Source organism: Streptomyces sp. NPDC017202 (genome assembly GCF_044331705.1).
Classification (GTDB): Bacteria; Actinomycetota; Actinomycetes; order Streptomycetales; family Streptomycetaceae; genus Streptomyces.
Window position 1 is genome coordinate 90,574 of sequence record NZ_JBIRNP010000015.1, and the last position, 13,812, is coordinate 104,385.

Annotated in this window: 8 protein-coding genes; 6 read left to right on the forward strand and 2 right to left on the reverse strand. The window is 72.6% G+C overall.

Going from position 1 to position 13,812, the window contains the following annotated elements:
* Positions 1-70: 70 nt before the first annotated feature.
* Genes ACH4N1_RS25530 through ACH4N1_RS25545 form a run of 4 tightly spaced genes read left to right on the forward strand, consistent with a single transcriptional unit; the run spans position 71 to position 7,200 of the window.
* Positions 71-2,284: a 1,4-beta-glucanase gene (locus tag ACH4N1_RS25530; RefSeq protein WP_398100402.1), complete on the forward strand. Its 2,214-nt coding sequence runs from the start codon at positions 71-73 to the stop codon at positions 2,282-2,284.
* Positions 2,284-4,251 (forward strand): beta-galactosidase, encoded by a 1,968-nt coding sequence (locus ACH4N1_RS25535; RefSeq protein ID WP_398100404.1) that lies wholly within the window; start codon positions 2,284-2,286, stop codon positions 4,249-4,251. The genes ACH4N1_RS25530 and ACH4N1_RS25535 overlap by 1 nt, the downstream gene beginning before the upstream one ends.
* Complete coding sequence (locus ACH4N1_RS25540) at positions 4,248-6,440, forward strand: glycosyl hydrolase family 95 catalytic domain-containing protein (protein ID WP_398100406.1); 2,193 nt, start codon at positions 4,248-4,250, stop codon at positions 6,438-6,440. Before ACH4N1_RS25535 ends, ACH4N1_RS25540 begins: the two co-directional genes overlap by 4 nt.
* A gap of 46 nt (positions 6,441-6,486) precedes the next feature.
* Complete coding sequence (locus ACH4N1_RS25545) at positions 6,487-7,200, forward strand: hypothetical protein (protein ID WP_398100408.1); 714 nt, start codon at positions 6,487-6,489, stop codon at positions 7,198-7,200.
* Positions 7,201-7,323: 123 nt separating this feature from the next.
* On the opposite strand, the gene ACH4N1_RS25550 is transcribed toward ACH4N1_RS25545, so the two are convergent.
* A complete protein-coding gene (locus ACH4N1_RS25550; protein ID WP_398100410.1) occupies positions 7,324-9,372 on the reverse strand; it encodes a TIM-barrel domain-containing protein in 2,049 nt (682 codons plus the stop codon).
* 265 nt (positions 9,373-9,637) lie between these two features.
* Complete coding sequence (locus tag ACH4N1_RS25555; RefSeq protein WP_398100412.1) at positions 9,638-10,687, reverse strand: LacI family DNA-binding transcriptional regulator; 1,050 nt, start codon at positions 10,685-10,687, stop codon at positions 9,638-9,640.
* Positions 10,688-10,933: 246 nt separating this feature from the next.
* Here ACH4N1_RS25555 and ACH4N1_RS25560 point away from each other — a divergent pair, with 246 nt between their 5' ends.
* Positions 10,934-11,743 carry an endo-1,4-beta-glucanase gene (locus tag ACH4N1_RS25560; RefSeq protein ID WP_398100413.1) on the forward strand — a complete coding sequence of 270 codons (810 nt, stop codon included), beginning with the start codon at positions 10,934-10,936 and terminating at the stop codon, positions 11,741-11,743.
* 123 nt (positions 11,744-11,866) lie between these two features.
* Complete coding sequence (locus ACH4N1_RS25565; RefSeq protein WP_398100415.1) at positions 11,867-13,801, forward strand: acyl-CoA dehydrogenase family protein; 1,935 nt, start codon at positions 11,867-11,869, stop codon at positions 13,799-13,801.
* The last annotated feature ends 11 nt before the right edge of the window (positions 13,802-13,812 follow it).

Genomic DNA, 13,812 nt, shown 5'->3' on the forward strand with positions numbered 1-13,812 from the left:
CCGGTCGCGCAGTTCCCCGCGCCCCTGGACAGGTCTCCCCACTCCCCTTTCGCAGAACGAGGTATGTGTCATGTACGCGTCCAGTTTGAGTAGGCGTGCCGTTCTCGCCGGGACCGCGGCCGCCGCCGCGCTCACCGCAGTCCCCGTGCTCCAGGGTCGTGCGTACGGCACCGAATTCGCCGCCACCCCGACCTACCGCTGGCGTACCGCCGTCATCGGCGGCACCGGATTCATCACCGGCGTTCTCTTCCACCCGTCCGTCCGCGGCCTCGCCTACGCCCGCACCGACATCGGCGGCGCCTACCGGTGGGACGACCGCACCGCCCGCTGGACCCCCCTCACCGACCACCTCGGCTGGGACGACTGGAACCTCCTCGGCGTGGAGGCCCTCGCCGTCGACCCGGCCCACCCCGACCGCCTCTACCTGGCCCTCGGCACCTACGCCCAGTCCTGGGCCGGCAACGGCGCGGTCCTGCGCTCCGAGGACCGCGGCGCCACCTGGACGCGCACCGACCTCACCGTGAAGCTCGGCGCCAACGAGGACGGCCGGGGCACGGGCGAACGCCTCCTGGTGGACCCGCGCGACAGCGACACCCTCTGGCTGGGGACACGGCACGACGGACTCCTGAAGTCCACGGACCGGGGCGCCACCTGGAAGGCGGCGGACGCCTTCCCGGCGACCGCGAGCCCCACCGGGCAGGGCGTCACCCTCCTCGTCGCGGCCGGCCGCACCCTCTACGCCGGCTGGGGCGACTCCGACGGCACGAACCCCAACCTCTTCCGGACGGCCGACGGCACCACCTGGGAGCCCGTCCCCGGACAGCCCGCCGGCACCGCAGCGAAGGTCCCGGTCCGGGCCGCGTACGACCGGCACGCGCGTGAGCTGTACGTGACGTACGCCGACACCCCCGGACCCAACGGGCAGTCCGACGGCAGCGTGCACAAGCTGGCCACGGTCACCGGCCGTTGGACCGAGGTCACCCCGGTGAAGCCCGGCGGGACCACGAGCGACGGCTCGGCCGACCGCTTCGGCTACGGCGGGGCCGCCGTGGACGCCCGCCGCCCCGGCACCGTCGTGGTCTCCACCAACAACCGCTGGGCGGCCGTCGACACCCTGTACCGCAGCACCGACGGCGGCCGCACCTGGACCTCCCTCAAGGACACCGCCGTCCTCGACGTGTCGGAGACCCCCTACCTCGAGTGGGGTGAGGAGCGGCCCAAGTTCGGCTGGTGGATCCAGGCCGTCGCCGTCGACCCGTACGACTCGCGGCACCTCGTGTACGGCACCGGCGCGACCCTCTACGGCACCCGGGACCTGAAGCACTGGGCCCCGCAGATCCGCGGCCTGGAGGAGACGTCCGTGCGCCACCTGATCTCGCCCCCGGCCGGGCGGGCGCACCTGATCAGCGGCTCCGGGGACATCGGTGTGCTGTACCACGACAGGCTCACCGCCTCGCCCTCCCGCGGCATGGCCACGAACCCCGTGACCGGCACGGCCACGGGACTGGCGATGGCCGCGGCCAGACCGTCGTACGTCGTGCGCACCGGCTGGGGCGACCACGGCAACGGCGCCCGCTCCGACGACGGCGGACGCACCTGGACGCCCTTCGCGGCCCAGCCCGCCCTCGGCAAGGACGCGCCGGGCCCGATCGCCGTCAACACCGACGGCAGCGTGCTGCTGTGGGTGTTCGTGCACTGGGACGGCACCAAGTACCCCGCCCACCGCTCCGCCGACCACGGCGCCACCTGGTCCGAGGTCCCCTCCTTCCCCAAGGGCGCCACACCGGTCGCCGACCCGGCCGACCCCACCCGCTTCTACGCGTACGACACCGACACCGGGACGCTCTTCGCCAGCACCGACGGCGGCCTGACCTTCACCGCGCGCGCCACCGGACTGCCCGCGGGCGACAGCCAGTTCGAGCTGGTCGCGGCGCCCGGCCGGTCCGGCGACCTGTGGCTGAGCACCAAATGGAACGGGTTGTACCGGTCCACGGACGGCGGCGCGACCTTCTCGAAGGTCGCCGGCCCTCGGTCCTCGTACACCCTCGGCTTCGGCAAGGCGGCCGACGGCGCCGCCTACCCGGCGGTCTACCTGGTCGGAGCCGTCGAGGCGATCACCGCCGTGTACCGCTCCGACGACGAGGCGGGAAGCTGGATCCGGATCAACGACGACGCCCACCAGTGGGGCTGGACCGGCGAGACGATCACCGGCGACCCGCGCGTCCACGGCCGGGTCTACCTCGCCACCAACGGGCGCGGCATCCAGTACGGGGAGCCCGTCTGATGCCCGGCCTGGACACCGTGACCAACGGCCGCATCCTCTTCGGCGGCGACTACAACCCCGAGCAGTGGCCCGAGGAGACGTGGCAGGAGGACGTCCGGCTGATGAAGGACGCCGGCGTCAACTCCGTCACCCTCGGCGTCTTCTCCTGGTCGAAGATCGAACCCCGCCCCGGAGCAAGGGAGTTCGGCTGGCTGGACCGGCTCATGGACCTGATGCACGAGCACGGCGTCGGGGTCGTCCTCGCCACGCCCACCGCCTCGCCCCCGCCCTGGACGGGCCACCTCCACCCCGACACCCTGCCCGTCGACCAGGACGGGCGCACCGAGTGGTGGGGCGGACGCCAGCACTTCTCGCACTCCAGCGCCACCTACCGCCGCCTCGCCGCCGCGATCACCGAGGACCTCGCCGCCCGCTACGGCGGCCACCCGGCCCTGACCATGTGGCACATCAACAACGAGTACTGCACCTACGACTGGGGCGACGAGGCCGCCGCCCGCTTCCGCCACTGGCTCCGGGCCCGGTACGGCACCCTCGACGCCCTCAACGAGGCCTGGGGCACCGCCTTCTGGAGCCAGGGCTACGGCGACTGGGCCGAGATCCACACCCCCCGCCACGCCCACTACCTGAAGAACCCCACCCAGGTGCTGGACTTCAAGCGGTTCACCTCCGACATGCTCCTGGAGTGCTTCACCGCCGAACGGGACATCGTCCGCCGGGCCACCCCGCACCTCCCCGTGACCAGCAACTTCATGCCGCTGTGGGCCGGCCAGGACGCCTGGCGCTGGGCCGAGGAGGAGGACGTCGTCTCCGTCGACCTCTACCCCGACCCGCGCGACCCGCTCGGCGCCCAGCACGGCGCCCTCGTCCAGGACATGACCCGCTCGCAGGCCCGCGGCCCCTGGATGCTGATGGAACAGGCGGCCGGACCCGTCAACTGGCGCGGAGTGAACCACCCCAAGCCGCACGGCCTCAACCGCCTGTGGTCCCTGCAGGCCGTGGCCCGCGGCGCCGACGCCGTCTGCTACTTCCAGTGGCGCCAGTCCCGCCAGGGCGCGGAGAAGTTCCACTCCGGCATGGTCGGCCACGCGGGGGAGGAGGGCCGCACCTTCCAGGAGGTCAAGCGGCTCGGCGCCGACCTCGCCAGGATCTCCGCGCGGGTGGCCGGCCGGCACAGCGTGAACGACATCGCGGTCCTGCACGACTGGGACGCCTGGTGGGCGAGTTCCCAGGAGGCCCGGCCCTCCGCGCACGTCGAGCACGCGGCCGTCCTGCACGCCTGGCACCGCGCCCTGTGGGAGTCCCACCTCACCACCGACTTCGCCCACCCCGAACACGACCTCGGCGGGTACAAGTTGGTCGTCGTCCCGCAGCTGTACCTCCTCACCGACACCGCCGTCGACAACCTCCTCGCCTACGTCCGCGGCGGCGGCACCCTCGTCAGCGGCTTCCTGACCGGCGTCGCCGACGAGGACGACCGGATCCGCCCCGGCGGCATGGACGCCCGGCTGCGCGAGCTGTTCAGCATCCGCACCCTGCACGAGTGGTGGCCGCTGGACCCCGGGGAGCACGCCGCGTGCGACGGCTTCCGCGGCACCCTGTGGTCGGAGGAGATCGAGAAGACCGACGACGCCGTGGTCGAGGCCTCCTACCGGGGCGGAGACCTCGACGGCCTGCCCGCCGTGCTCCGCAAGGGCCGCGCCTGGTACGTCTCGACGCTTCCCGAACCCGACTCCCTGCGCGACCTGCTCGCCCGGATCGCGGCCGGCGCGGGGGCCGTCCCGGTGCTCGCCGGCCTGCCCGACCGGGTCGAGGCCGTCCGCCGCGGTGACCTGCTGTTCCTGCTCCACCACGGGCGCGGGTCCGTGACCGTCGACGTGCCGGGCACCCACTGGGACCTCCTCACCGACGCCGAGGTGACCGACCGGATCACCCTCGGCCGCCACGGCGTCGCGGTGCTCTCGTCATGACCGCCGGACCCGTCCACGGCACCTGGGAACCGCGCCCGGCCGCCCGCTGGGAGGACGGCTTCCTCAGCGGCAACGGACACCACGGCGCCCTCGTGTTCGGCGATCCGGACGACGACCGGATCGTCGTCACCCACCACACCCTCGTCCGCCCCAACGGCGCCGAACACGCCGGACCCCCGCGGCTCGCCGCCGAACTCCCCGGCCTCCAGGACCGGTTGCTCGCCGGGGACCTCACGGCGGCCGAGGACTTCACCGACGGACGGCCCCTGCAGTGGGTGCAGCCCTTCCACCCCGCCTTCCAGATCCGGCTCCGGCGGCCGGACGCCGACACCCGCGACTACCGCCGTGACGTCGACTTCCGCACCGGCGAGGTCACCGCCGCCACCGCCGACTGGACCAGCCGCGTCCTCGTCTCCCGCGCGGACGACGTCGTCGTCCAGCACATCACCGCCCCGACCCTCACCCTCGACATCACCCTGGACCACCGGCTCCCGAACGCGCCCGCCCGCCTGGGCGTGGGCCACGGCGCGCTCCTCACCCCGGAGGGCGCCGTCCTCAGCCTCCGCGCCCGCTACCCGGACAGCGACCGCGGGTACACCGGCGTCACCCTCGTCGCGGTGACCGGCGGCCGGCTCTCCCTCGCCGCCCCCGGCGCCCGCGTCGAGGGCGCCGACTCCGTCCTGCTCCTCACCCGCGTCCGCCGCCACACCGGCGACCTCGACGTCACCGAGGAGACCCGCGCCCTGCGCGCCGTCCTCGCCGGACGCACGTACGACGACCTCCTCGACCGCCACACGGCACTCCACCGCACCGCCTACGAGCGGGTCGCCCTCGACCTCGCCGCCGACCCGGACGAACGCGCCCTGCCCGGCTCGGAGCTGCTCGGGCGCCCCGGCAGCACGGCGCTCCTGGAACGGCTCTTCGCCGCCGGCCGCTACCACCTCCTCAGCGCGAGCGGCCTCCTCCCGCCCCGCCTCACCGGCCTGTGGACCGGCGACTGGGACACGGCCTGGGCCGGCGCGTTCACCACCGACGCCAACCTCAACCTCCAGACGGCGTCGGCGGCCGCCGCCGCCCTGCCCGAGGTCACCGCGGCCCTCGCAGCCCTCGTCCACCGCCAGCGGGACGACTGGCGGGAGAACGCCCGCGCGATCTTCGGCGCCCGGGGGATCGTCGCCCCGCCGCACACCGACGGCGAGTCGGGACTGACCTACCACTTCAGCCGCGAGTACCCGCTCCACCTGTGGACGGCCGGCGCCGACTGGCTGCTCAAACCGCTCGTCGACCACGACGAGACGCACGGCGGACACGACCCCCGCACCGCCGCCGCGCTCGCCGAGACCGCCCTGTTCTACGAGGACTTCCTCACCCGCACCGACGCCGACGGACACCTCGTCGTCGTCCCGTCCTACTCACCGGAGAACCGGCCCGCGGGCGGCAGCTGGGGCGCGGTCAACGCGGCCATGGACCTCTCCGCAGCCCGGCACGCCCTGCGCACCGCCGCCGCCTACCACCCGCAGGACGCGGCCCGCCTGCGGGCCCTCGCCGACCGGCTCCCGCCGCACCGCGTCAACGCCGACGGGGCCCTCGCCGAATGGGCCTGGCCCGGCCTCGGCGACACCTACGACCACCGCCACCTCAGCCACCTGTACGCCGTCTGGCCCCTCGACGAGATCAACCCCTACGACACGCCCGCGCTCGCGGCCGCCGCCCACCGCGCGCTCGAACTGCGCGGCGCCGAGAACCACTCCGCGCACGGCCACCTCCACCACGCGCTGGTCGCGGCCCGGCTGCGCGACGGCCGGCGCGTCGGCGAGGCGCTCGCCCGGGTGCTGGAGGGCGACTTCTTCCACGCCTCCCTGATGAGCGCCCACTACCCCCGCCGCGACGTCTACAACGCGGACGCCGCCCACACCCTGCCCGCCGTCGTCATCGAGGCGCTCGTCCAGTCGACCCCCGACCGGCTGGTCCTGCTGCCCGCCCCCGTGCCCGCCCTCCCGACGGGCGAACTGCGGGGCGTGCGCACCCGGTTCGGCGCCGTCCTCGACCTCGCCTGGGGTCCCGGCGGAGCCCGCGCCGTCCTGCGCCCGCACCGCACGCACCGCATCGACGTCCTGACTTCCTCCGGCACGGAGCCGCTCGACCTCGTCGCCGGAGAGGACCACGTCCTCACCCTGGGGACGTGGTAGCTCCCCGCACATCCCCCCGCATCCCCCCACCCATGGAAGGGACACCATGGCACCTCGCACCCTCGGCAGGGTCACCAAGGCCCTGCTCGCCCCCGCCCTGGCGCTCGGCGCCACCGTAGGCCTCGCCGCCGCCCCCGCCCAGGCGGCCGTCTGGAACTCCTGCGACCAGTGGGGCAACACCAGCATCGACGGCTACACCCTCTACAACAACATCTGGGGCTCCGGCGCCGGCAGCCAGTGCGTCTGGGCCAACTCCGGCACCAACTGGGGCGTCTGGGCCGACCACCCGAACACCGGTGGCATCAAGTCCTACCCGAACGCCAAGAAGGTGATCAACAAGTCGATCACCTCGCTGGGCTCCCTCAGCAGCAGCTACAACGTCACCGTCCCGTCGTCCGGTGCCTACAACTCCTCGTACGACATCTGGGACACCGACTACGACTACGAGATCATGCTCTGGGTCAACAAGACCGGCGCCGTCGGCCCCCTCGGCACCTCACAGGGCACCGTGACGCTGGGCGGTCACACCTGGACCGTCTACAAGGGCAGCAACGGCGCCAACGAGGTGTTCTCGTTCATCCGCACCTCGAACTCGTCGTCCGGCACCGTGAACATCCTCCCGATCCTCAAGTGGATCAAGGACACCAAGGGCTGGATGGGCAACGAGACCATCGGCGACGTCCAGTTCGGCTTCGAGATCACCTCGTCCTCGGGCGGCCTGAACTTCCAGACCGACAACCTCACCGTCAGCAGCAGCTGACCGTACGGGGCGGGGCCGCGCGGCACGCGTGAGCGGCCCCGCCCCCGCCCCGCCGGTGCGGCGCGGCCGGCCCCTTCCTCCCTCCCCGGGACGGGACCGGCCGCGCTTCCTCGTCCGCCGCGGCTACCCGGCCACCGGCAGCCGCGCCCCGTCCCGCAGGAACAGCGGGATCCGGTCCAGCGGCGCGTCGACCGTCACGGCCGAGCCGCCCTCGTACGCCTCACCCGTCCAGGCGTCCGTCCAGCGCGCGCCCGCCGGGAGGTAGGCCGTGCGGACCGTCGCGCCCGCCGTCAGCACCGGGGCGACCAGCAGGTCACGGCCGAGGAGGTAGGAGTCGTCGACGGACCAGGCCGCCCGGTCGTCGGGGAACTCAAGGAACAGCGGCCGCATCACCGGCAGCCCCTCCTCGTGCGCCTCCCGCATGACGTGGAGCACGTACGGCTTCAGCCGCTCGCGCAGCCGCAGGTACTTCTCCAGGACGGCCCCGGCCTCCTCGCCGTACGACCACACCTCGTTGGGGCCGCCGGTCATGTCCGGGCCCAGCGGCATGCCCGGGTCGCGGAAGCCGTGCAGGCGCATCAGCGGGGACAGCGCGCCGAACTGGAACCAGCGGACCATCACCTCGCGGTACTCCGGGTCGTCCGGGTCGCCGCCGTGGAAGCCGCCGATGTCGGTGTTCCACCACGGGATGCCCGACAGGGCGGTGTTGAGACCCGCCGCGATCTGCCGGCGCAGGGTCGCGAAGTCGGTGCCGATGTCACCCGACCACAGGGCGGCGCCGTAGCGCTGACTGCCCGCCCACGCCGAGCGGTTGAGGGTGATGATCTCGTCGTCGCCGCAGCCGGACGCGCGCAGGCCCTCGTAGAAGGTCCGGGCGTTCTCGGCCGGGTACAGGTTGCCGACCTCCAGGCCCGGCCCCGCCCAGTACCGCAGGTTCTCCGGGAAGCCCGGCTTCAGCTCCGGCTCGCAGGCGTCCAGCCAGAACGCCGTGATCCCGTAGGGGGCCAGGTAGTTGTCGCGGACCCGCGACCACACGAACTCCCGGGCGTCGGGGTTGGTGGCGTCGTAGAAGGCGACCTGGACCGGGGTGGCGACCTCCTTGTCCGGCCAGTCGGCGTGCGCCGTCGGGCCGTACTGGGTGCCGATGAAGTAGCCGCGCTGCTCCATCACCGGATGGTTCTCCGACAGCGGGGACACCGACGGCCAGACGCTCACCACCAGCTTGACGCCCAGCTCGTCCAGTTCGCGGACCATCGCGGCCGGGTCCGGCCACTCCTTCGGGTCGAACTTCCACTCGCCCAGGTGCGTCCAGTGGAAGAAGTCGCACACGATGACGTCCAGGGGCAGCCCGCGCCGCTTGTACTCCCGTGCCACGGCCAGGAGTTCGTCCTGGGTGCGGTAGCGCAGCTTGCACTGCCAGAAGCCGGCCGCCCACTCCGGCAGCATCGGCGTACGGCCCGTCACCGCGCTGTAGCGGCGCTGGGCGTCGGCCGGGGTGCCCGCGGTGACCCAGTAGTCGATCTGGCGGGCCGAGTCCGCCACCCAGCGGGTCCCGTTGTGCGCCAGCTCCACCCGGCCGATCGCCGGGTTGTTCCACAGCAGGGTGTAGCCCCGGCTGGAGGTGAGCACCGGGATGCCGACCTCGGCGTTGCGCTGTACCAGGTCCACCACCAGTCCCTTCTGGTCGAGCCGCCCGTGCTGGTGCTGGCCCAGGCCGTAGAGCTTCTCGTCGTCGTAGGCGGCGAACCGCTGCTCCAGACGGTGGTGGCCGCCTCCGACGGCCGTGTAGAGCCGCGGGCCGGGCCACCAGAAGTGGGCGCGCTCCTCGGCCAGCAGCTCCCGGTCGTCGGAGCTGTCCAGGAACCGGACCAGCCCCTCGGCGTCCACCTCGACGGTGAGCGCGCCGACCGTCAGCCGGCCCCGCCCCTGCTCGATCTCGACCGTGGAGGAGGCCGGCGGCGCCTCGGCGAGCAGCGCGCCGGGCAGACCGTCGAGGACGGGACCGCCGAGCCGCGCACGGACCCGGGCCCCGTCCGGACCCCACGGCTCGACGCGGACGGTCTCCTGGCGGCCGCTCCACTCCAGCGCACCGTCCCGCTCGCGGAAGGTACCGACGGTGGGAGACGACTGCGCCAGGCTGACCTGAGGCTGGTTTTCGGCAGGCTGATTCACGTGGCGTGCTCCTGTGCTCCTGGAGGAGTGAGTCATGGAGGAGGAAGAGACATGGGGGTGCCACGGACGCGGCACCGGTGCGGCTCGGGGACGTCGGGACGTCGGGACGTCCGGACGTCGGGGGGCGAGCGGGGACGAGTGAGGGCGTGCGGGTCGGGCGGGACGTCGGGGGACGAACGGGGACGAGCGGGGGCGTGCAGGTCGGGCGGGGACGTGCGGGTCGGGCGGGACGTCGGGGACGCGCGGGGGTGGTGCGGCCGTCCGGTCAGGAAGCGGCCGGCGCGGGGCCCGAACTCGCGCGGACCGTCAGCTCCGGGGCGAGCAGCACCACGTCGTCGTCACCCCGGCCGTCGAGCTTGGCCACCAGCTGCTCCACGGCCCGCCGCCCCATCTCCTGCGCGGGGATGGCGACCGACGTCAGCCGCACCGACGCCTGCACGGCCACCTGGTCGGGGCAGATGGCGACCACCGACACGTCCTCGGGGACGGCCCGGCCCTGCTGGCGCAGCAGCGCGAGCAGCGGCTCGACCGCCGACTCGTTCTGCACGACGAAGCCGGTGGTGCCGGGCCGCTCGTCGAGGATCCGGGCCAGCGTCACCGCCATGGCGTCGTACCCGTTCTCGCAGGGGCGGTGCAGCACGCGCAGACCCAGTTCCTTCGCGCGGGACCGGAGTCCTTCGAGGGTGCGCTCGGCGAAACCGGTGTGCCGCTCGTACACCGCGGGCGCCTCGCCGATGACGGCGAGGTCGCGGTGCCCGAACGTCGCCAGGTGCTCCACGCACAGCGCGCCGGTCGCACTCCAGTCGAGGTCCACACAGGTCAGGCCCGTGGTGTCGGCGGGCAGCCCGATCAGGACGGACGGCTGGTCGTCCCCCCCTCTCGACTTCGCTCGACCGGGGGTGCCCCCATCGCGCAGCAGCGGCAGCCGCTCGTCGTCGAGCTGGACGTCCATCAGGATCATCGCGTCGGCGAGTCCGCTGCCGGTGACCCGGCGCACCGCGTCGGGACCCTCCTCGCCGGTGAGCAGCAGGACGTCGTAGCCGTGCGTACGCGCCGTGGTGGCGACCGCGATGGCGATCTCCATCATCACCGGTACGTACATGTCGGTGCGCAGCGGGATCATCAGCGCGATGATGTTCGACCGGCTGCTGGCCAGGGCCCGCGCGCCCGCGTTCGGGTGGTAGCCGAGCTGGCGGATGCTCTGCTCGACCCGCTCCCGGGTGGTCGCGGAGATGGACCGCTTGCCGCTGAGGACATAGCTCACCGTGCTCGCCGAGACTCCGGCGTGCTGGGCGACCTCGGCGAGGGTGACCATCCAGCTCTCCAAGATGTGTGAAGCGCTTCGACAGTGCGCAGGGGGAACAAGGGCGAGTGAGGGTGCTTTGACAGTAGCTCTAGCGGGAGTGGGTGTCCATAGGTTGTCGAAGCGCTTCGACAGGGTTTCTCCGGCGTTTCCCCGGCACGGTCCGGCGGGCCGGATTCCGCGGGCCGCGGCAACCTCGCGTGCCCGCTGCGACCACTGGGAGGACGTACAGGAACCGTCCCCCCGGAAGGACCCCCGATGCAACACCGCAGACCCCGCCTCTCCCGGACGGCGAAGGGCCTCGTCGCCGCCGCGGTCGCCCTCGCGGCCGCCGCCGGCGTCACCGTCGCCCAGGCGGGCGAGTCGAGCAGGAAGTGCGCGGCGTTCGACACCGTCACGCTCGGCAAGTACTACGTGAACAACAACCTCTGGAACCAGGAGAAGGCCGTCGGCAGCCAGTGCGTCTGGGACAACTCCCAGACGGGCTCGACCATCTCCTGGGGGACGAGCTACGACTGGGCCAACAGCGCCACCGGCAAGGACTACGACGTGAAGTCCTACGCCAGCACCGTCCTCGGCTGGCACTGGGGCTGGAAGGTCGACAAGGCGAGGACCGGACTGCCGATCCGGGTCGGCGACCGCAAGAAGGTGACCGTGAGCTGGGACTTCTCCGTCTCCGCGAACCCCGGTGTCATGAACGTCGCCCACGACCTGTGGCTGCACGACAAGAACACCGCGGACTGGCAGGACCAGCCCACCGACGAGGTCATGATCTGGCTCAACCGCCAGGGCGGCGCGGGCCCGCTGGGCACCAAGTACGGCAGCGTCAGCCTGGGCGGCGCCATGTGGGACATCTACCGGGGCGACATCGGCTGGAACGTCTACTCCTTCGTCCGCCGCACCAACACCACCAGGGCCACGATCGACCTCGACGACTTCACCCAGGCACTCGTCCGGCGCAAGCTGCTGAGCAACGACAAGTACGTCTCCGGCATCGAGTCCGGCACCGAGGTCTTCAAGGGCAAGGGCCGTCTGGACACGAAGTCGTACACGGTCACCGTCGGCTGACCGGACGCGCCAGGGGTGGTGGGTTCGCCCCGGATCGGGTACCAACGATCGGGTAGCACCCATCGGCGACCGATTCGGTGACCGATGCGGTCCGAGATCCCGATTCGCGGCGAGGTGAGCCTCATGTCCGCACCACCCCTCAAGAAGCCCGTCGTCACCGAACGTGAGGCCCGACAGGTGGCGGAGGCCGCCCGGGAACAGGACTGGCGCAAGCCCAGCTTCGCCAAGGAACTGTTCCTGGGCCGTTTCCGCCTCGACCTCATCCACCCCCACCCCCTCCCCGCCGGCGAGGCCGTACGGCGCGGCGAGCGGTTCCTGGCCGAGCTCCGCGCGTTCTGCGAGACGCGGATCGACGGCGCCCTCATCGAACGCGAGGCCCGCATCCCCGACGAGGTCGTGGCCGGCCTCAAGGAACTCGGCGCCCTCGGCATGAAGATCGACCCCAAGTACGGCGGGCTCGGCCTGACCCAGGTGTACTACAACAAGGCGCTGGCCCTGGTCGGCTCGGTCAGCCCGGCGGTCGGCGTGCTGCTCTCGGCACACCAGTCGATCGGCGTACCGCAGCCCCTGAAACTGTTCGGCACCGACGAGCAGAAGCAGCGGTTCCTGCCGCGCTGCGCCCGCACCGACATCAGCGCCTTCCTCCTCACCGAGCCGGACGTCGGCTCCGACCCGGCCCGCCTCGCCACCAGCGCCGTACCCGAGGGCGACCACTACGTCCTCGACGGCGTGAAGCTGTGGACCACCAACGGCGTCGTCGCCGACCTGCTGGTCGTCATGGCCCGGGTCCCCCGGAGCGAGGGCCACCAGGGCGGCATCACCGCCTTCGTCGTGGAGGCGGACTCGCCCGGCATCACCGTGGAGAACCGCAACTCCTTCATGGGACTGCGCGGCATCGAGAACGGCGTCACCCGCTTCCACCGGGTCCGCGTCCCCGCCGCGAACCGCATCGGCCCCGAGGGCGCCGGTCTGAAGATCGCGCTGACCACCCTCAACACCGGCCGCCTGTCGCTGCCCGCCTCCTGCGTGGCGGCCGGCAAGTGGAGCCTGAAGATCGCCCGCGAGTGGTCGGCGGCCCGCGAGCAGTGGGGCAGGCCCATCGCCGCCCACGAGGCGGTCGGGGCGAAGATCTCCTTCATCGCGGCGACCACCTTCGCCCTGGAGGCCGTGCTCGACCTGTCCTCGCAGATGGCCGACGAGAACCGCAACGACATCCGCATCGAGGGCGCCCTGGCCAAACTCTTCGCCTCCGAGATGGGCTGGCGGATGGCCGACGAACTGGTCCAGATCCGCGGCGGCCGCGGCTTCGAGACCGCCGACTCCCTCGCCGCCCGCGGCGAACGGGCGGTCCCCGCCGAACAGGTCCTGCGCGACCTGCGCATCAACCGCATCTTCGAGGGCTCGACGGAGATCATGCACCTGCTGATCGCCCGCGAGGCCGTCGACGCCCACCTCTCGGTCGCAGGCGACCTCATCGACCCCGACAAGACCCTCCGGGACAAGGCGCGGGCGGGCGCGGGCGCGGGCGTCTTCTACGCCAGGTGGCTGCCGAAGCTGGTCGCGGGGCCCGGTCAGCTCCCGAACTCCTTCACCGAGTTCCGGCACGAGGTCGACCTCTCCCCGCACCTGCGGTACGTCGAGCGGCACGCCCGCAAGCTGGCCCGCTCCACCTTCTACGCCATGTCCCGCTGGCAGGGCCGCATGGAGACCAAGCAGAACTTCCTCGGCCGGATCGTCGACATCGGCGCCGAACTGTTCGCGATGAGCGCGGCCTGCGTGCGCGCCGAACTGCTGCGCTCCCGCGGCGAGCACGGCCGCGAGGCCTACCAGCTCGCCGACGCCTTCTGCCGCCAGTCCCGCATCCGGGTCGAGGAACTCTTCACCCGCCTGTGGTCCAACACCGACGACCTCGACCGCAAGGTCGTCAAGGGTGTCCTGTCGGGCACCTACGAGTGGCTGGAACAGGGCGTCCTCGATCCCTCGGGCGAGGGCCCGTGGATCGCCGACACCACCGCGGGACCGTCCGGACACGAGAACGTCCATCGCACGATCGGGTGAGACCGCGCACC

Coding starts and splice junctions, on each gene's coding strand:
- ACH4N1_RS25530 (WP_398100402.1), top strand. CDS start 71: ATGTACGCGTCCAGTTTGAGTAGGCGTGCCGTTCTCGCCGGGACCGCG.
- ACH4N1_RS25535 (WP_398100404.1), top strand. CDS start 2,284: ATGCCCGGCCTGGACACCGTGACCAACGGCCGCATCCTCTTCGGCGGC.
- ACH4N1_RS25540 (WP_398100406.1), top strand. CDS start 4,248: ATGACCGCCGGACCCGTCCACGGCACCTGGGAACCGCGCCCGGCCGCC.
- ACH4N1_RS25545 (WP_398100408.1), top strand. CDS start 6,487: ATGGCACCTCGCACCCTCGGCAGGGTCACCAAGGCCCTGCTCGCCCCC.
- ACH4N1_RS25555 (WP_398100412.1), bottom strand. CDS start 10,687: ATGGTCACCCTCGCCGAGGTCGCCCAGCACGCCGGAGTCTCGGCGAGC.
- ACH4N1_RS25560 (WP_398100413.1), top strand. CDS start 10,934: ATGCAACACCGCAGACCCCGCCTCTCCCGGACGGCGAAGGGCCTCGTC.
- ACH4N1_RS25565 (WP_398100415.1), top strand. CDS start 11,867: ATGTCCGCACCACCCCTCAAGAAGCCCGTCGTCACCGAACGTGAGGCC.